Origin of the sequence: Bradyrhizobium sp. dw_78, assembly GCF_018449525.1 — a bacterium.
Classification (GTDB): domain Bacteria; phylum Pseudomonadota; class Alphaproteobacteria; order Rhizobiales; family Xanthobacteraceae; genus Bradyrhizobium.
Genome location: NZ_JAAVUS010000003.1, coordinates 437,863 through 455,231, shown reverse-complemented (window position 1 = coordinate 455,231; position 17,369 = coordinate 437,863). Strand labels below are relative to the sequence as shown.

The following is a 17,369-nucleotide window of genomic DNA, read 5'->3' as shown; positions in this document are numbered from 1 at the left end:
TCGGGCGTGGTCGTTCGCCTTGCGCAGACGACGTAAACCCGCTTGCGATCTGGCGATCCATTGACCCAAGATTCTTTCGGAGATGGATGCGCGGGTCAAGCCCGCGCATGACGGCTAAAAATCAGGACCCCGCCGCCCTATATAGTCGGAATGCGTCCACAGGATATTCTGATGCCTGCCCCTGCCGGCCTGTGCTGCAAGCCGGGCGGCTTTCATATCGATCCGGTGCGGCCAGTCGAGCGCGCGGTCATCACCCACGGCCATTCCGATCACGCCCGCCCCGGTCACGGCGCTGTGCTGGCCACGCAGGAAACGCTCGACATGATGCGGCTGCGCTACGGAGACAATTTTGCCGCGGCCACGCAAGCGATCCGCTATGGCGAGGAAATCCGGCTCGGCGACGTCACCGTCAAATTCCATCCCGCCGGCCATGTGCTGGGCTCGGCCCAGATCGCGGTCTCCTGCAAGGACACCTGCATCGTCGCCTCCGGAGACTACAAGGATGCGCCCGATCCGACCTGCGCGCCGTTCGAAGTGGTGTCCTGCGACGTCTTCATCACCGAGGCCACGTTCGGGCTGCCGGTGTTTCGCCACGGCGACGCTGCCGACGAAGTGAACAAGCTGCTGGCGTCGGTGGCGCTGTTTCCGGAGCGCGCGCATCTGGTCGGCGCCTATTCGCTCGGCAAGGCGCAACGCGTGATCGCGTTGCTGCGCGCGGCCGGTTACGACGCGCCGGTCTACCTGCACGGCGCGATGGAAAAGATCACGCGCTATTACGAAAGCCGGGGTGTGGCGCTTGGCGATCTGCGTCCGGTGAAAGGCATGAAGAAAGCCGATCTGGCCGGCACGATCACGCTGGCGCCGCCCACGGCCATCTCGGATATCTGGACGCGGCGGTTTCCCGATCCGGTCACCGCCTTCGCCTCGGGCTGGATGCGGGTGCGCGCCCGCGCCCGGCAGCGCGGCGTCGAACTGCCGCTGGTGATCTCGGACCACGCCGATTGGGACGGGCTGACAGCGACGATCGGCGCCACCGGCGCCGGCGAAGTCTGGGTGACGCACGGCCAGGAAGACGCGCTGGTGCATTGGTGCAAGACACGCGGCCTTTCCGCGCGGCCGCTCGATCTGGTCGGCTATGGCGACGAGGACGACAGCGAAACGCTGCCGGCGGGCGAGGACACCGAGGCATGAACCGGTTCGCCGAGCTGCTGGATCGTCTGGCCTACGAGCCCGGCCGCAACAACAAGCTGCGGCTGATTACCAACTATTTCCGTGCGGTCGAGGATCCCGATCGCGGCTACGCGCTGGCGGCGTTGACCGGCGCGCTGTCGTTCAAGCACGCCAAGCCCGGCCTGATCCGCGACCTGATCGCGGCCCGCACCGACCCGGTGCTGTTCGCGCTGTCCTATGATTACGTCGGCGACCTCTCGGAGACGGTGGCGCTGATGTGGCCGAAGCGGGAGGTCAATCAGAACGAGTCTTTTCCCGGCTACCATACGGGCGGTACCGATGATGGCCCGCAAACACACAACCTCCACAACAATCCCCCGCCGCCCACGCTGACCGAAGTTGTCACCACGCTGCGTACCCTCGGCAAGACCGAGCTGCCGAAACAGCTCGCGCGCTGGCTCGACGAGCTTGACGAAACCGGCCGCTGGGCGCTGTTGAAACTGGTCACCGGCGCGATGCGGATCGGCATTTCGGCGCGGCTGGCCAAGACCGCCGCCGGCGCGCTCGGCGACAAGGACCCGCATGAGATCGAACTGTTATGGCCGGGCCTGGCACCGCCTTATCTCGACCTGTTCGCCTGGCTCGAGGGCCACGGTGAAAAGCCCGTCAATCGCGATCCGGCGCCGTTCCGTCCAGTGATGCTGGCGCATGCGATCGAGGATACGGATTTCACCGGACTCGATGCCTCCGACTACATCGCGGAATGGAAATGGGATGGTATCCGCGTGCAGGCCGTGAGCGGCCGTGACGAGCGCGGCAACATGCAGATGCGACTCTATTCGCGCAGCGGAGAAGACATCACCAAAAGCTTTCCCGACCTGCTGCCGTCGCTGCGTCTAGCCGGCACCATTGACGGCGAATTGCTGGTGCTGCGCGATGGCAGGGTGCAGACCTTCAACGTGTTGCAGCAGCGTTTGAACCGCAAGCTGGTCTCGCCAAAACTGATGAAGGATTATCCGATCCATCTGCGTGCCTATGATTTGCTGGCCGACAACGAGAGCGATCTGCGCGAACTGCCATTCGCCGAACGCCGCGCGCGGCTTGAGACATTCGTCAAAAAGCTTGACGACGCGAGGATCGACCTGTCGTCGACGATTCCCTTTGACAATTGGGACGCGCTGAAGGCCGCGCGCGCCGATCCGGCCGGCGCCGGTGCGGGCGAGGATGCCGAGGCGGTCGAGGGCGTGATGCTGAAGCGCCGCGACGCGCCCTATCTGCCCGGCCGCCCGAAAGGACAATGGTGGAAATGGAAGCGCGATCCGCACGTCATCGACGCAGTGCTGATGTACGCCCAGCGCGGCCACGGCAAGCGTTCGTCCTATTATTCCGATTACACCTTCGGGGTCTGGACCTCGGGCGAGGACGGCGAGCAATTGGTGCCGGTCGGCAAGGCCTATTTCGGTTTCACCGACGAGGAATTGGTGCAGATCGACCGCTTCGTGCGCCGCAACACCACCGAGAAATTCGGTCCGGTCCGGCATGTGGTGCATGAGCCGAATCAGGGGCTGGTGCTGGAAGTTGCCTTCGAGGGACTGGCGCGCTCGCCGCGGCATAAATCCGGCGTCGCGATGCGGTTTCCGCGCATCAACCGGCTGCGCTGGGACAAACCGCCGCGCGAAGCCGACCGGCTGGAAACGCTGCGGCAAATACTGAAGACCGAGTCGACAGCGGCCGGCAGCCATTGACGGCGACAGACCGGTTCCCCATCTGCCTTCTGCCGTAGAACCGGTATCCACTTCGCTTGAAAACGCGATAGAATGCGCCTCGAATCCGCAGGAGACGACCGATGCCCAATGACACCAGGGAATTGCCGGCAAGCCATGACGGGCTGTCCCGCTTTCTCGGCGGTTCGCCGCTGACCGTGGCGTTCCGGCTGATCCTGCTGTCGATCCTGGTCGGCGTCGTGCTGGCCGCGATCGGGTTCGACCCCTGGAATATCGTCAACAGCATCCGCCTGCTGTTCCGTCGGATCTGGGACCTCGGCTTTGACGCGATCAACGGATTGTGGCGCTACTTTCTGCTGGGCGCCGTGATCGTGATCCCGATCTGGCTGTTGTCCCGGCTGTTCAGCACGCCGCGCCCCCGATAATCGTCGCGAGGCAGGTCACAGCCGATGCAATTGCGATTTGTCGGCTGCGGCGATGCGTTCGGCTCCGGCGGCCGCGGCAACACCTGCTTTCACGTCACCGGCGAGCGCGTCAATTTCCTGATCGATTGCGGAGCCTCCACGCTGCCGGCGCTGAAGCGACTCCGCATCGCCCGCAACGATATCGATCTGGTCCTGATCACGCATTTCCACGGCGATCATTTCGCCGGCCTGCCGTTCCTGCTGCTCGACGCGCAATTCTCCCGGCGCAGCCGTCCGCTGCTCATCGCCGGGCCGGAAGGCATCGAAACCCGGCTCAAGCAGGTGATGGAGGCGCTGTTCGAGAATTCTTCCGGCACAAAACAGAGATTCGATCTGTCCATCGTCGCACTGAAGCCCGAGCAAACAATCAGCTTCGGTGATGTGAAAGTCACGCCGTTTCCGGTCGTGCATGGCGAGTCGGGCGGTCCGTTCCTCGCCTACCGGATCGAGGCGGAAGGCCGCAGCCTCGCCTACAGCGCCGACACCGAGTGGACGGAGACGCTGATCCCGCTGGCGCGCGACGCCGATCTGTTCGTCGCCGAAGCCTATACCTACGACAGGATAGTGAAGAACCATCTCAGCCTGAATACGCTGGAAGCCCATCTGCCCGAGATCAGGCCGAAGCGGCTGATCCTGACGCATATGGGCGACGACATGCTGGAGCGGCTCGACAGGCTTGCCCATACGGCCGCGGATGACGGCATGGCCATCGAGTTCTAGGGGCATCGAACCACGTGGAATTACGCCCGTTACGCCTTCCCTCCCAAGTGACGACGGGGCAGGTTTTTGCCATCGCCGGCCCCGCGATGGTCGCGAACCTGACGACGCCGCTGATCGGCATCGTCTCGACCACTGCGATCGGCCGCCTCGGCGACGCCACGCTGCTCGGCGGCGTCGCAATGGCCTCGGTGCTGTTCGACTGCATGTTCTGGCTGTTCGCCTTCCTGCGCATGAGCACGGTGGCCTTTACGGCGCAATCGCTCGGATCGGGCGAAACGCAGGAGATCCGGGCGATCCTGGTGCGCGGCTTTATCGTCGCGGGCTTGATCGGTGCGGGGCTGATCATGCTGCAACTGCCGCTTGCCGCCGTCCTGCTCGGCGCCATGGGCGGCAGCGAAGGCGTCACCCGCGCCGCCAGAACCTACTTCATCATCCGGATCTGGTCGGCGCCGCTGGCGCTGGCGAATTACGTCGTGCTGGGCTGGCTGATCGGGCAGGCGCGCGCCACGCTGGCGCTCGGCGTGCAGGTCGCCATCAACCTCATCAACATGACCGCGACGATCCTGCTGGTATTGGTGTTCGACATCGGGATTGCGGGTGCGGCGATCGCCGCAATTATCGCGGAAGCCACCGGGCTTGCGATCGGCGTCCTGATCGCGTGGCGCCTTTCGCAGGGCCGGCTGGCGGTGCCGCGCACCACGCTGTTCGACCGCGCCAAGCTGATGCGCATGCTTTCGGTCAACCGCGACATCATGATCCGCACCGCCGCACTGATATCGGTGTTTCTGTTTTTCACCGCACAGGGCGCACGTGCCGGCGACGTGACGCTCGCCGCCAACGCGATACTGAATAACTTCCTGCTGATCAGCGCCTTCTTTCTCGACGGCCTTGCCAATGCCGCCGAACAACTCTGCGGCCGCGCTTACGGCGCGCGCGATAAGGACGCCTTCTCTACCGCGACGCGGCTGGTGGTATTCTGGGGTTTTGGTTTCGCGCTGGCGGTAACGGCGGTGTTCGCGCTGTTCGGCCCAAGGCTGATCGACGTCATGACCGCGAGCATCGACGTCCGGCATGACGCGCGCATATATCTTATCTTCGTCATTATCTCGCCACTGCTCGGCGTGTTCGCCTTTGCCTTCGACGGCGTCTATATCGGCGCGACCTGGGCGCGCGACATGCGCAACCTGATGGTGCTGTCGCTCGCGACCTTTCTTGCCGCGTGGTTCGCACTGCGCTCGTTCGGCAATGCCGGGCTCTGGGTCGCCTTGGCGCATTATGCCGCGCGCGGCGGGCTGGAAGCCTTGCGCTACCCGTCGCTGCTTAAAGCCTCGTTCCACTAAACCGGCCAATCCTCGGCCGTGATCGTCGCCGCATCCGCGCCGACGATCTCCGACAGCGACTCCCGTCCGGTGCGCAGCAAGGTCGAGGACAGATCGCTCTTGATGCTTTCGACCAGACCGAGGCCCTTATAGATCAGCGACGAATAAAGCTGGATCAGGCTGGCGCCGGCGCGGATCTTGGTCAACGCGGCGCCACCGCTATCGATGCCGCCAACGCCGATGAGCGGAAACGCACCCTCGGCGCGCACATAGGTCTCCGCGACCATCCGCGTCGACAGCCGGAACAGCGGCCGACCGGATAATCCGCCCTGCTCGCCGGCGCGGGTCCGCTCGCGCAAGGTCGATGGCCGCGCCAGCGTGGTATTCGCCACGATCATGCCGTCGACGCGGCGCGACCGCGCGATGTGAACGACGTCATCAAGCTCGGTCAGGCTCAAATCCGGCGCGATCTTGAGCAGCACCGGCGAATCGCCCGCTTTCGCGCGCACGCGTTCACGGGCGTCGATCACCCGCGCCAGCAGATCGTCAAGCGCCGCCGCCTGCTGCAAATTGCGCAAGCCCGGCGTGTTCGGCGACGACACATTGACGGTGAAATAGCTCGCGACCGGCGCGAAGGTCTCGATCAGTTTCACATAGTCGGCAATGCGATCCGCTGAATCCTTGTTGGCGCCGACATTGACGCCGACGATGCCGCCGAGATGGGCGCGCGCGGCGAGCCGGCGCAGCACGGCTTCGGCGCCGTCATTATTGAAGCCCATGCGGTTGATCACGGCCTCGTCGCGCTCGAGCCGGAACAGCCGCGGCCGCGGATTGCCGGCCTGCGGCTTCGGCGTCACCGAGCCGATCTCGACAAAGCCGAACCCCAGCCGCAGCAGCGCATCGGGAACTTCCGCGTTCTTGTCGAAGCCCGCAGCCATGCCGATCGGATTGGGGAAATTCAGGCCGAAGGCCCGCACCGCCAGTTTCGGATCATCCGGCCGCAACCGCACCGGCGGCAACAGGCGCAGGCCCTGGATCGCCAGGCGGTGCGCATCCTCCGGATCGAACCAGCGCAACAGCGGCAGCGAGAAGGCGTCGAAGGCGCGGATCACGGCAGAAGCTCCGGTATGTCGTGAGTCCCATCGGAGCGCGCCGGCATGTTCAGCACACTGATGACCGCGCCGAGATCGAGTTCGCCATAGAGATGCGGAAACAGCTCGTCATGGCGCGAGCGCTCCCAGCGCAGTGCGTCCCCGAGCACGTCGGCGTCGACCTGGACCAGGAACAGCCCGGCCTGCCCGAAAAAATGCTTTCTGGCCGTCTCCGCCACCTGCAACGCCGTGGAGAAATGGATAAAGCCGTCGCGGATATCGTCGGCGCTGCCACGGTACACCCCTTGCCGCTCGGCCTCGCGCCAGGCCGAAGCGGGACAAATCTTGTAGATGCGCACTTGGCGAGCGTCCTGCTTAATCGTTGAATCTTTTGGCATTCTTCCGGAGATTTCCGGGGCCTGCCGCGACCGTATCGGCGGCGTTGGCCTACTTCAAGAGCCGCATTCGGGCTCTTGCATCGAAGCGTGGAAACCGGTCTTTTGAGGGTAACAGTTCCTGAAGCCCGCGCCTGACAAGCAGGGTTCGCGGTCCGAACCTTGCCTTACGCCGAGCGCGCCAGCGCGCCGTCGATCATCGTCACCGCATTTGGCAGACCATAGACCGCGACGAAAGAGCCGAAGCGCGGGCCTTTCTCCTGGCCGAGCAGCACCTGATAAAGCATGTTGAACCAGTCGAGCGAGACGCCCGGCCTGCCATCCTTGCCCTTCTTGACGGGATCGAGGAACGGTTCGCGGCGACCGATCTCGTAGACCACGTTCTGGATATCTTCGGCCGACGATCCCGCCGGCATTTGCGACAGCGCATCGCGCAGATCCTGCAGCGCGGCGCGTTCAGTCTCGGTCGGCTCGCGGAATTTTTTGGTCGGCGCCACGAAGTCGCGATAATAGTTGATGGCGTAACCGACCATCGCATCGAGCTTCGGATAGGTCTTCGGCGTGACGCCGGGGCGATACCGCCCGATGAAACCCCACAAGGTCTCGGCGTTCTCCGCGTTCGACGACGACACCAGCGTCAGCAGCAACTGGAAGGTGACGGGCATGTCGGCCTTCGGCGGATGGCCGGAATGGATGTGCCAGACCGGATTGGCCAGTTGCTGACGGCCGTCCTGCCGCGGAAAGGCTTCGAGGAATTGCTGGTATTCATCGACGTTGCGCGGGATCACGTCGAAGTAGAGCCGCTTCGCCGCCTTCGGCTCGCGATACATGAACAGCGACAGCGATTCCGGCGAGGCATAGCGCAGCCATTCGTCGATGGTGAGCCCGTTGCCCTTCGACTTCGAGATCTTCTGGCCGTGCTCGTCGAGGAACAGCTCGTAATTGAAGCCTTCCGGCGGCGTGCCGCCGAGCGCAGCGCAGATCTTGCCCGACAGCTTGACCGAATCGATCAGATCCTTGCCCGCCATTTCATAATCGACGCCGAGCGCGAACCAGCGCATCGCCCAGTCCGGCTTCCATTGCAGCTTGCAATGGCCGCCGGTGACCGGCAGCGTGACCGTCTCCTTGGTCTCGGGATCCTCATAGGAAATCGTGCCCGCCTTCACGTCATGCGCCGTGACCGGCACATACAGCACCATGCCGGTGCGCGGACAGATCGGCAGGAAGGGCGAATAGCTGGCCGCGCGCTCCTCGCGCAGCGACGGCAGCATGATCTTCATCACCGCGTCCAGCCGCTCCAGCATCCGAAGCAGCGCCGCGTCGAATTTTCCCGACGTGTAATAATCGGTCGAGCTTGTGAATTCATAGTCGAAGCCGAAGGTGTCGAGGAAGGCGCGCAGCCGCGCATTGTTGTGGGCGCCGAAGCTGTCATGGGTGCCGAACGGATCGGGCACGCGCGTCAGCGGCCGGCCGAGATGCTGTTCCAGCAGTTCCTTGTTCGGCACATTGTCCGGCACCTTGCGCAGGCCGTCCATGTCGTCGGAGAAGGCGATCAGCCGCGTCCTGATCCTGTCCTCGGTGAGCACACGAAAGGCGTGGCGCACCATGGTGGTGCGCGCGACCTCACCGAAGGTACCGATATGCGGCAGGCCGGACGGGCCATAGCCGGTCTCGAACAGCACCTCGTCCTTTGGCGTTTTCTTCAGCCGCGCGACGATCTGCTTGGCCTGCTCGAACGGCCAGGCGTTGGATTGTTCGGCGAGCGCGCGCAAATCGCTCGGGCTGACGGCTAATTCAATCGTGGACATCTAAGAAGGTCTCCGGGGCGCGGAAACTAGCCTTTCCGCACCAAAATGCAAAATTGATTGGCTCGTCATTCCGGGATGGTGCGTTAGCACCAGACCAGGAATGACGAGATTCCGGGTTCGATGTTTCACATCGCCCCGGAATGACGAGGTCTTAGCTAAAACGGGCTGACCGAGAAATAATGCAGCCACAGGTCGGTGTAGCGGCCTTTTTCCCAGACCCGGAACAACGCCCAGTTCAACGCCTGCCGCATCAGGTCGTTGCCCTTGCGCACGGCGATGCCGACGCCCTCGCCGAAATAGCGGCTTTCGACGAACGGCCCCCCTGAGAACGCGCAGCAATCGCCGGAATCGGTGCCGTTGACCCAGAACGCCAGCGCAATCGCATCGCCGAAAATGAAATCGACCTCGCCGCGGCGCAGCGCCGTCCGCAGCGCATCGTCATTGGGATAGGAATGCAATTCCGCGTCGGTGAACATCGCCTTGAGATAGGCCTCATGCGCGGAGCCGGCGATGACGCCGACCTTCCTGCCCTCGAGATATTCCGGCCGCACTTCCGGCATCACGGACTCGCGCCGCGACACGAAGCGCGCCGGCGCCCGGTAGTACGGATCGGTGAAATCGAGGCGGGTCCGCAATTGCGGGGTCACGGCCAGCGAGGCGATGATGGCGTCGCCCTTGTTGCTCGTGATCGCATCGACCAGGGTTTCGAAGCGCCGCATCTGGATGGTGCAGGTAACCTTGATCTCCTCGCAGAGCGAGCGCGCCAGATCGACATTGAAGCCGGCAGGATTGCCGTCGGCGCCGGTGAAATTGAAGGGCGGATAGTCGGTTTCGGTCAAAAACCGGATCACCGTGAGACGGGAGAGGTCCGGCCGCTCCGGGCGCCGCCGGGGATCCCAGAAACCCGGCACGGTCTGCGGCGCCGCGTCCGTTCCCGGCCTGGCCGCGGGCCTGGCAACGGGTTGCGCCTGCGCCGCTGCGCCGGACGGCATGGCCGGCACCAGACAGGCCGACAATCCAGCCGCAGCCAGAATAGTCCGGATGATTTTCAGCAATCTGTCATTGCCGGATGAGATGATTGACGTTGATGGCATCGCCGACAGTTTTTTGGCCGCACGGCCTTATAGACCATCCGGCCGGTAAGGCGAGGGCGTTCGAGGCCAGAGACAGGAGCCGGTCCCCGCTCCGGCCTCCCGAAAATCTGTTCCGGCCTTCAGAGATAATGCTTCAGGTCCGCCGCGGCTTGCTCGGGCGGCTGCTTGAGATTGAACGGCGCCACGAACCGGCCGTCGCGGTCCATCAGATAAACCAGCGCGGTGTGATCCATGGTGTAATCACCATCCTTGAGCGGCACTTTCTTGGCGTAAACCCGGTAATCGGAAATAATCTTGGCCACCGCCGCGGGATCGCCGGTCAGCCCCTTCAGATGGGGATCGAAGCTCGACAGATAATCCTTCATCGCCGCCGCCGTATCCCGTTCGGGATCGACCGAGACGAAATAGGCGTTAACGCGATCGGCGTCCTGGCCCATCGCCCGCAGCACTTCGGAAATCTCGAACAGCTCGGTCGGGCACACATCGGGACAATGGGTGAAACCGAAGAAGATCAGCGTCGGCCGGCCCTGCAGGTTCTTCTCGGTCACGGGTTGACCGCTCTGGTCGGTCAACTGGAAAGGCCCGCCAATGGCGGCAGGCGCCGCCACGGTTCGCAAGCCGCCGAGCGCCCACAGCATCAGCACGAGCCCGACCACAAGGCTTCCGGCGAAAGCCCCGACGATGACCAGCGGGCGGGTAGTCCGATTCATGCCGAAATTCCCTTGTGAAGTCGCCTCGAATGCCAATCAGAGGCAAGCCGAAATGCCGGCCGCGATGGTCTCGAAGAACACCGCCGTTCCGTAATGGAACCACAGCGCCAGCGCCGCGATCAGCATGACCGCCCCAAGCCCCATGCCGCCCACGACGATCGCCCGCGCCACGTTCCGGTCGGCCGGAAGCGCCGGGGATAGAGGCTGCGAGGATACCGGCTGGGCCATTTGCAACCGTCCGAATGAACAGACATTCGGTGGCACGGCGTCACCGCCATCCACCGAAATGCCATATTCAGATAAGGCCAGCGGGCCTATCGGACAAGCGCCATTGAAGCGCTCAACCGATCACGTCCTTCGGAGGTAAAAGCCGCTACCGTTCCGCCCGGACGCGGTCTTTGCCGGAAGAGGGCCTCCACCGGGCATTGGCGCGGCCCTCCGGGCCGGCGTCATGTCCAAGCGAGGCCGGCGTCCTTGCTGTGGACGCCTCCTGGGCGTCGAGGTAGCAGGGGCGGTACATCGCCTGTAACTGTCTGCCCTGCAGGAACAGCATATGCGGAGTCAGCCCGCCGCGCGCCGCGATCCAGCGTTTGACCGCCGCCGGATACATCGAATACAGCATCTGCGTCGCCTCGGAGTTGGTGACTGCGTGGCCGTTGGCGCCGAAATCCCATGCCGCGTGGAACCCGAGGGTAGCGTGGGACGTCACGCAGATCTTGTCGTGGGGAACCGCGCCCAGGACAATCGTGCAGGCCGAGGCGCAGAGGCCGTCGATGATGACGCTCTGGCCGGAACTGCGCAGATCCTGATATTTGTCGACATAAGTTCCGATCCGGCCGCCACGATCCTCGCCGATCCGAACCACCGCGTGACTAGCTCCTGCTCCCGCGAGCAAAAGAATCGCCGCGAGCAATCCCGTCATCAACTTCATGTCCTGCCCTATCCAAATTGTCGAAAACTGAATCCGATCCTCGGTGATGCAAGAACGTGGCCAGCCTGTTGCGGGCTCGGCCTTTTGTCCAGACGCTCCGCCTGCCTCAAAACAAATTCAAATTAAGTGTTGCGCGGCCGCTGCACCTTGCCGCGATGGTCCCAAACTGGAACAGATTCCTGTTCTACCTGGGGTAGTAATTGCTGTTCAGGGAACCTTTTGTCGTTGACCGTTGCTGACGGCGCAGGCTTCAATTGCCTAGATTCTGGTTTTGACGCGTTTTCTTCGCGCGAACCGGAAGCCAATTCGCTCGAAAACGCTATGAGGGGTCGAAGCGCGATGATGGCCGATGATGCGGACATAATCGTGGTCGGCGGCGGGCTGGCGGGACTGGTTGCGGCCACCGAAATTACCGACGCCGGCAAGCGCGTTATCGTGGTCGAGCAGGAAGGGGAACAAAGCCTCGGCGGCCAGGCCTTCTGGTCGCTCGGCGGATTGTTCCTGGTGGACACGCCGGAACAGCGCCGGCTCGGCATCAGGGACAGTTACGACCTGGCGCTGCAGGACTGGATGGGCTCGGCGGGCTTCGACCGCGACGAGGATCTGTGGCCGAAGCGCTGGGCGGAAGCGTATGTCGCCTTCGCGGCAGGCGAGAAGCGCGCATGGCTGCGGGCGATGGGCCACCGTATTTTTCCAGTGGTCGGCTGGGCCGAACGCGGCGGCTACGACGCGATGGGTCACGGCAATTCGGTGCCGCGGTTTCATCTGACCTGGGGCACCGGCCCGGCCGTGGTCGCCCCATTCGAGCGCCGTGCGCGGGAAGCGCAGGCCCGCGGCGCTCTGGCCTTCCGCTTCCGCCACCGCGTCGATGCGCTCACGATCGCCAACGGCGCCGTCATTGGCGTCGCCGGCTCGGTGCTGGAACCGACAGACATCGCACGCGGCCAAAGCTCTTCACGCCAGGTGATCGGCGACTTCGCCTTGCGCGCGCAGGCCGTGATCGTCGCCTCCGGCGGCATTGGCGGCAATCATGACCTGGTGCGAAAGAACTGGCCGAAGCGGCTTGGCGATGCGCCGAACAACCTGATTTCCGGCGTACCCGAACATGTCGACGGCCGGATGATCGGCATCACCGAAGCCGCCGGCGCGCGGCTCATCAACCGCGACCGGATGTGGCATTACGTGGAAGGCATCCGGAACTGGAATCCGATCTGGCCGCGCCACGGCATTCGTATCCTGCCCGGACCATCATCGCTGTGGTTCGACGCCACCGGCTCGCGGCTGCCCTCGCCGCTGTTTCCGGGGTCCGATACGCTCGGTCAGCTTGGCTACATCATGCGCAGCGGCCATGATTATTCCTGGTTCGTGCTGACCCAAAGCATCATCCGGAAGGAATTCGCGCTGTCGGGTTCGGAGCAGAATCCCGACCTCACCGGCAAGAGCTGGCTGATGACGGCACGGCGCGCCATCAACAAAGGCGCGCCGGCGCCGGTGGAAGCCTTCAAGACCCACGGCGCCGATTTCGTGGTGCGCGACAATCTCGCCGATCTCGTCGGCGGCATGAACGCGCTTGCCGGCAACGACGTATTGAAGCTCGAACACCTGAAGATCCAGATCGAGGCGCGCGACCGCGAGATCGCGAATCCCTATGTCAAGGATACTCAGGTGATGAACATCCACAATGCGCGCCGCTATATCGGCGACCGGCTGATCCGCGCCGCGGCGCCGCACCGGATCCTCGATCCCGCGCACGGCCCGCTGATCGCCGTCAAGCTCAACATCCTTACCCGCAAGACGCTGGGCGGCTTCGAGACCGACCTCGACTCGCGCGTGTTCGGCAAGGACGGCAAGATCGTGCCGGGGCTTTACGCCGCCGGCGAAGCGGCCGGCTTTGGCGGCGGCGGCATGCACGGCTATCGTTCGCTGGAGGGCACTTTTCTGGGCGGCTGCCTGTTTTCTGGACGCAACGCCGGGCGCGCGGCGGCGAAGCTGGCAGGATAAGAGCGGGAAACCGGCCTGGTGGTCGGCGACGAAGTATTAATCAAACCCGACAGCTTCACTGGGAACGCGATTTTCTTAACACTGTTCTTAGGGTCTTATGGTCCAATTGAAGGATCTTGAGAATTTGCCCGGTTACGCCGGATCAGATTCATCGTTCTATTTTCTGTTCGCGCGGGATCGTTCCGAAACCGGTTTTCACTTTAGCACCAACGCCGCCCTTCGGATCGGGATCATGCCCTGGTTCATTCGAATAAGAGTGGAAGTGTGAGTATGTGGCGACGCATTGTGGAGCGCCTGTCCGCTTCGCTTGTCGGCCGCCGCCGGCTCGCGCAAATGCTGGCCGCCGTCAAGTATGACCTGTCATGGCGTTTCTCCCGCCCCGGCGCGTTCCGGCAGCGCTTCGAACACGCCATCGCGACGATGCCGCAGGGCATCTGCCTCTACGACGCGCAGGACCGGCTTCAGCTCGTCAACGAGCAATTCTGCAAAATCTACAACCAGCCGATGTCGCGGCTTCGCACCGGCATGCGTCTTTACGACATTCTGGTCGACAGTTGCGCGATCGGCAACTATCCGGGCCGCACCGCCGACGACATCTATTCCGCCCGCAAGGCGTTCATCGACAAGCGCGAGAAGGGAACGTTCCTGCAGGAGCTCGGCGACGGACGCCTGATCGCGATCCATCACCAGCCGCTCGACGATGGCGGATGGGTTTGTACCTATGAGGACATCACCGAGCGCCGGCGCGCCGAGGCGCAGATCGAATTCCTCGCCCAGCATGACGGCCTGACCCGGCTGCCCAATCGCCGGCTATTCAACACGCGCCTCGAAGACGCGCTCAAGAACGCCGGGGCCGGCGTCCCCTGCGCCCTGCTTTGCCTCGATCTCGACGGCTTCAAGGACGTGAACGACCAGTTCGGCCACGCGGCAGGCGACGCCCTCCTGCAAGAAGTTGCGGCACGGCTATTGGAGCGTGTGCGCAAGGGCGATACGGCGGCCCGATTGGGCGGCGACGAATTCGCAATCGTCTTGCCGGATACTTCCGCGGCCGAGGCCGTCACAACCGCGCAGCGCATCACGACCGCGCTGAGCGGAACCTATTCGCTTGGCGGATTCGGCGAGGCGCAGATCGGCGTCAGCATCGGGATCGCCTGCGCGCCCGAACAGGCCGCCGAAGCCGACGACCTGATGCTGCTGGCCGACAAGGCGCTCTATGCGACGAAGCATAGCGGACTCGGCATCCCCCGGCTTTACGACACCCAGCTCGAGCGCTCCACGACGGGATCGACGCAGGAGACCCCGGTAAGCCGCAAAGGGCGGAGAGCACCGCGCATCATCGAAGAATCCCGCAGGATCGCCGCGCTCGCCAACGATCTTCGCGCCGCGCTCCACGACGGACACATCCATCTTTGCTACCAGCCGATCTACGATTCGGCGACCCGGCGCCCGATCGCCTTCGAGGCGCTGGCGCGCTGGACCGATCCGGTCCGCGGCAGCATTTCCCCCGTCGAGTTCATTCCAGCGGCCGAACAGAGCGGCTTCATCGAGCCGCTGACGGAGTGGGTGCTGTTGAACGCCTGCCGGGAGGCGATCCGCTGGCGCGAGCCCATCCAGGTCAGCGTCAACCTTTCGCCGCTCAATTTGTCGCAGCCGTCGCTGGTGTCGATGGTCGAGCGCATTCTCAAGGAAACCGGGCTTGAGGCCAATCGCCTCGTGCTCGAACTGACGGAAGGCGTGCTGCTCGGCAATTCGGACAACATCCAGGACTGCCTGCGCGGACTGAAGAAGCTCGGCGTCGAATTGTGGCTGGACGATTTCGGCGCCGGCTACGCCAATCTCGGATATCTACACCGCCTGTCATGCAACGTCGTCAAGATCGACCGCAGCTTCCTCGTGCAGCACGAAAAGCAGCGCGCGATCCTCGGCGGCATGATCACGCTGGCCCAGGCCTGCGGGCTGCGGGTCGCGGTCGAAGGCGTGGAGACCGCCGACCATCACCTGCTGTTGCAGGAACTCGGCTGCGATCTGCTGCAGGGCTTCCTGTTCGCCCGCCCGATGCCGCCGGAGCAGATCGAAAAATCCCTGGACTCGGTTGCGGAGCTCCCGCTCCACGACGGCGTTTCCATCGTCGCCTGACCTGGCGCGACTCTCCATCCAGATTCTTGTTTTGACGCGTTTTCTCCACGCGAACCGGTATCCGCTTCGCTCGAAAACGTTCTAATCGACGCAACTCTCATCGCGCGCCCATCTGCTCAAATGCCAACTGGCTTTGCTGTTTTATCAATGCAAAGCATTCTCCCTTCAGCAGCGTAAATTCGGGTTCGAGCAGCAGGCCCGGCGAGCGCGGGCGAGGAAGACCGACATCTATCGTGCGCAGGATCTGCCCGGGACTCGCGCTCATGACCAGAACACGATCGGCTAAATAGATTGCCTCTTCGATGTCGTGCGTCACGAAAACGATCGTCGTGCCAAACTCGGACCATAGCCGGAGTAAATTTTCCTGCATGATGATGCGAGTCTGCGCGTCCAGGGCACCAAACGGTTCGTCCATCAGCAGGATCCCCGGCCGGTTCGCGAGCGCGCGTGCAATCGAGACGCGCTGCTGCATTCCTCCCGACAAGGTGTGGGGATAGGCATCGGCGAAGCGGGTCAACCCGATCATGTCGATCAGACCGTCGGCAATCTTTGCGACCTCGGCGCGCGACTTGCCCAGCATGACCGGCCCGTGCGCAATGTTGCTGCGAACTGATTTCCACGGAAACAAAAGCGGCTGCTGAAATACCATCCCGCGGTCCGGCCCCGGCGCGGTCACAGCCTTGCCCAGCACCCTGACTTCACCATCGTAAGGCCGCTCGAAGCCGGCGATCGCATTCAGGAGCGTGGACTTGCCGCAGCCGGAGGGACCCAGCAGGCATACGAACTCCCCATGCCTGACCTGGAACGACACCCTGTCGACGGCAACAACCGATCCCTTTCTCGAATTAAAGACGATGCTCACATCGGACACGTCGATTTCGACAGCCTTCGCAGACAGCTGCTCCGTCGGGGTACCGCCAAGGCTTCCAGCGAATTCATTTTTCGGCTGCAGGGTCACTAGCGCCACCAGACCGCGCGCTGCGAAACCGCGGCAAACCCTCGATCGGCGAGGAACGAGATCAGTCCGAGCGCCACTAGACCGCCCAAGACCTGACCGGTCTGCATATTCTGCTGCGCGATCTCGATCCGATAGACGATTCCGGAAAACGCGCCGGCCAGTTCCGCCGCAACAAGTGTGTAGAACGAAATGCTGACCGCGGTGCGAAGCCCCACGACGATGTATGGAAGCGCGCCGAGGAAAATGATCTCGCCGAGCAGACGCCGTCTGGGCGTTCCAAGCATCTGCGCCGCCCGGATCAATCCACGGTCGACTTTTTGTACGCCCAGATGAGCCGATAGCCACACGGTAAAGAACACGCCCCAAAAGACGAGAAATATTTTCCCGGATTCGGAAAGCCCGAACCAAAGAATGACGATAGGCACGAATGCAATCGGCGGGATCGGGCGAAGAAGGTGAAAGATCGGCCCGAGAAAGGCGGAGAACAGCGGAAATTGCCCCGTCAGGATGCCGAAAACGATTCCGGCAATCGAGCCGAGAACGAAACCGGCGGCAACCCTCGCGACACTGGCCAGCAGATCTACCGCGAACTGCCCGGACTCGATCCACTCCCATAGCGCCACCGCAACGACCGTGGGGGGAGGAAACAGGACGGCATTGACGATATGGGAACGGGACACGATTTCCCACATAACGAGAAATATCGGCACCGAAAGTATCGCCACCGTCGTGTAAAGGCGGCCGCGCTGTCCCTCTGTCATCGGCGAACCCGCGCCAATTGACGGTCCGGGGCCCGATCGGTCTTCAACGTCAGCATCGCGTCCACTTGGGTCCGGCCATTATTGTTT

At 63.4% G+C, this 17,369-nt stretch carries 16 protein-coding genes; 7 read left to right on the top strand and 9 right to left on the bottom strand.

Features of this window, described 5'->3' with window-relative positions:
* Positions 1-150: 150 nt before the first annotated feature.
* The 5 genes from HB630_RS11185 (at position 151) to HB630_RS11165 (ending at position 5,418) form a co-directional block, all read left to right on the top strand.
* Positions 151-1,191: a ligase-associated DNA damage response exonuclease gene (locus HB630_RS11185; protein ID WP_213772284.1), complete on the top strand. Its 1,041-nt coding sequence runs from the start codon at positions 151-153 to the stop codon at positions 1,189-1,191.
* The gene (locus HB630_RS11180) at positions 1,188-2,915 is read left to right on the top strand and encodes a cisplatin damage response ATP-dependent DNA ligase (RefSeq protein WP_213772283.1); all 1,728 of its coding nucleotides are present in this window, start codon (positions 1,188-1,190) and stop codon (positions 2,913-2,915) included. Before HB630_RS11185 ends, HB630_RS11180 begins: the two co-directional genes overlap by 4 nt.
* Positions 2,916-3,016: 101 nt before the next feature.
* A complete protein-coding gene (locus HB630_RS11175) occupies positions 3,017-3,319 on the top strand; it encodes a DUF6460 domain-containing protein (RefSeq protein WP_213772282.1) in 303 nt (100 codons plus the stop codon).
* A 24-nt stretch (positions 3,320-3,343) separates the two neighbouring features.
* Positions 3,344-4,078: an MBL fold metallo-hydrolase gene (locus HB630_RS11170; RefSeq protein WP_213772281.1), complete on the top strand. Its 735-nt coding sequence runs from the start codon at positions 3,344-3,346 to the stop codon at positions 4,076-4,078.
* Positions 4,079-4,164: 86 nt separating this feature from the next.
* Complete coding sequence (locus HB630_RS11165; protein WP_213772429.1) at positions 4,165-5,418, top strand: MATE family efflux transporter; 1,254 nt, start codon at positions 4,165-4,167, stop codon at positions 5,416-5,418.
* Here HB630_RS11165 and HB630_RS11160 read toward each other — a convergent pair.
* The 7 genes from HB630_RS11160 to HB630_RS11130 all read right to left on the bottom strand — a co-directional run bounded on the left by HB630_RS11160 (position 5,415) and on the right by HB630_RS11130 (position 11,426).
* A complete protein-coding gene (locus HB630_RS11160) occupies positions 5,415-6,509 on the bottom strand; it encodes a quinone-dependent dihydroorotate dehydrogenase (protein WP_213772280.1) in 1,095 nt (364 codons plus the stop codon). The genes HB630_RS11165 and HB630_RS11160 overlap by 4 nt on opposite strands.
* Positions 6,506-6,886, bottom strand: a complete 381-nt coding sequence (locus HB630_RS11155) for a DUF952 domain-containing protein (protein ID WP_213772279.1) — start codon at positions 6,884-6,886, stop codon at positions 6,506-6,508. Before HB630_RS11155 ends, HB630_RS11160 begins: the two co-directional genes overlap by 4 nt.
* 164 nt (positions 6,887-7,050) lie before the next feature.
* Positions 7,051-8,691, bottom strand: a complete 1,641-nt coding sequence (locus HB630_RS11150; protein ID WP_213772278.1) for a lysine--tRNA ligase — start codon at positions 8,689-8,691, stop codon at positions 7,051-7,053.
* Between the two features lie 155 nt (positions 8,692-8,846).
* On the bottom strand, positions 8,847-9,683 hold the full coding sequence (locus HB630_RS11145) for a transporter substrate-binding domain-containing protein (protein ID WP_249780818.1): 837 nt from the start codon (positions 9,681-9,683) through the stop codon (positions 8,847-8,849).
* Between the two features lie 221 nt (positions 9,684-9,904).
* Positions 9,905-10,495 (bottom strand): SCO family protein, encoded by a 591-nt coding sequence (locus HB630_RS11140; protein ID WP_213772276.1) that lies wholly within the window; start codon positions 10,493-10,495, stop codon positions 9,905-9,907.
* Positions 10,496-10,531: 36 nt separating this feature from the next.
* Positions 10,532-10,723: a hypothetical protein gene (locus HB630_RS11135; protein WP_213772275.1), complete on the bottom strand. Its 192-nt coding sequence runs from the start codon at positions 10,721-10,723 to the stop codon at positions 10,532-10,534.
* 145 nt (positions 10,724-10,868) lie between these two features.
* Positions 10,869-11,426: a hypothetical protein gene (locus HB630_RS11130; RefSeq protein ID WP_213772274.1), complete on the bottom strand. Its 558-nt coding sequence runs from the start codon at positions 11,424-11,426 to the stop codon at positions 10,869-10,871.
* A 342-nt stretch (positions 11,427-11,768) separates the two neighbouring features.
* Here HB630_RS11130 and HB630_RS11125 point away from each other — a divergent pair, with 342 nt between their 5' ends.
* Positions 11,769-13,427 carry an FAD-binding dehydrogenase gene (locus HB630_RS11125; RefSeq protein ID WP_213772273.1) on the top strand — a complete coding sequence of 553 codons (1,659 nt, stop codon included), beginning with the start codon at positions 11,769-11,771 and terminating at the stop codon, positions 13,425-13,427.
* Positions 13,428-13,697: 270 nt separating this feature from the next.
* On the top strand, positions 13,698-15,563 hold the full coding sequence (locus tag HB630_RS11120) for an EAL domain-containing protein (RefSeq protein ID WP_213772272.1): 1,866 nt from the start codon (positions 13,698-13,700) through the stop codon (positions 15,561-15,563).
* Between the two features lie 97 nt (positions 15,564-15,660).
* Here HB630_RS11120 and HB630_RS11115 read toward each other — a convergent pair whose 3' ends face one another.
* Positions 15,661-16,440 carry an ABC transporter ATP-binding protein gene (locus HB630_RS11115; RefSeq protein ID WP_346656075.1) on the bottom strand — a complete coding sequence of 260 codons (780 nt, stop codon included), beginning with the start codon at positions 16,438-16,440 and terminating at the stop codon, positions 15,661-15,663.
* 80 nt (positions 16,441-16,520) lie between these two features.
* Positions 16,521-17,282 (bottom strand): ABC transporter permease, encoded by a 762-nt coding sequence (locus tag HB630_RS11110; protein WP_213772271.1) that lies wholly within the window; start codon positions 17,280-17,282, stop codon positions 16,521-16,523.
* Between the last annotated feature and the right edge of the window lie 87 nt (positions 17,283-17,369).

Coding starts and splice junctions, on each gene's coding strand:
- HB630_RS11165 (WP_213772429.1), top strand. CDS start 4,165: ATGGTCGCGAACCTGACGACGCCGCTGATCGGCATCGTCTCGACCACT.
- HB630_RS11150 (WP_213772278.1), bottom strand. CDS start 8,691: ATGTCCACGATTGAATTAGCCGTCAGCCCGAGCGATTTGCGCGCGCTC.
- HB630_RS11155 (WP_213772279.1), bottom strand. CDS start 6,886: ATGCCAAAAGATTCAACGATTAAGCAGGACGCTCGCCAAGTGCGCATC.
- HB630_RS11185 (WP_213772284.1), top strand. CDS start 151: ATGCGTCCACAGGATATTCTGATGCCTGCCCCTGCCGGCCTGTGCTGC.
- HB630_RS11120 (WP_213772272.1), top strand. CDS start 13,698: ATGTGGCGACGCATTGTGGAGCGCCTGTCCGCTTCGCTTGTCGGCCGC.
- HB630_RS11170 (WP_213772281.1), top strand. CDS start 3,344: ATGCAATTGCGATTTGTCGGCTGCGGCGATGCGTTCGGCTCCGGCGGC.
- HB630_RS11130 (WP_213772274.1), bottom strand. CDS start 11,426: ATGAAGTTGATGACGGGATTGCTCGCGGCGATTCTTTTGCTCGCGGGA.
- HB630_RS11145 (WP_249780818.1), bottom strand. CDS start 9,683: ATGCCGTCCGGCGCAGCGGCGCAGGCGCAACCCGTTGCCAGGCCCGCG.
- HB630_RS11125 (WP_213772273.1), top strand. CDS start 11,769: ATGGCCGATGATGCGGACATAATCGTGGTCGGCGGCGGGCTGGCGGGA.
- HB630_RS11135 (WP_213772275.1), bottom strand. CDS start 10,723: ATGGCCCAGCCGGTATCCTCGCAGCCTCTATCCCCGGCGCTTCCGGCC.
- HB630_RS11180 (WP_213772283.1), top strand. CDS start 1,188: ATGAACCGGTTCGCCGAGCTGCTGGATCGTCTGGCCTACGAGCCCGGC.
- HB630_RS11140 (WP_213772276.1), bottom strand. CDS start 10,495: ATGAATCGGACTACCCGCCCGCTGGTCATCGTCGGGGCTTTCGCCGGA.
- HB630_RS11110 (WP_213772271.1), bottom strand. CDS start 17,282: ATGACAGAGGGACAGCGCGGCCGCCTTTACACGACGGTGGCGATACTT.
- HB630_RS11175 (WP_213772282.1), top strand. CDS start 3,017: ATGCCCAATGACACCAGGGAATTGCCGGCAAGCCATGACGGGCTGTCC.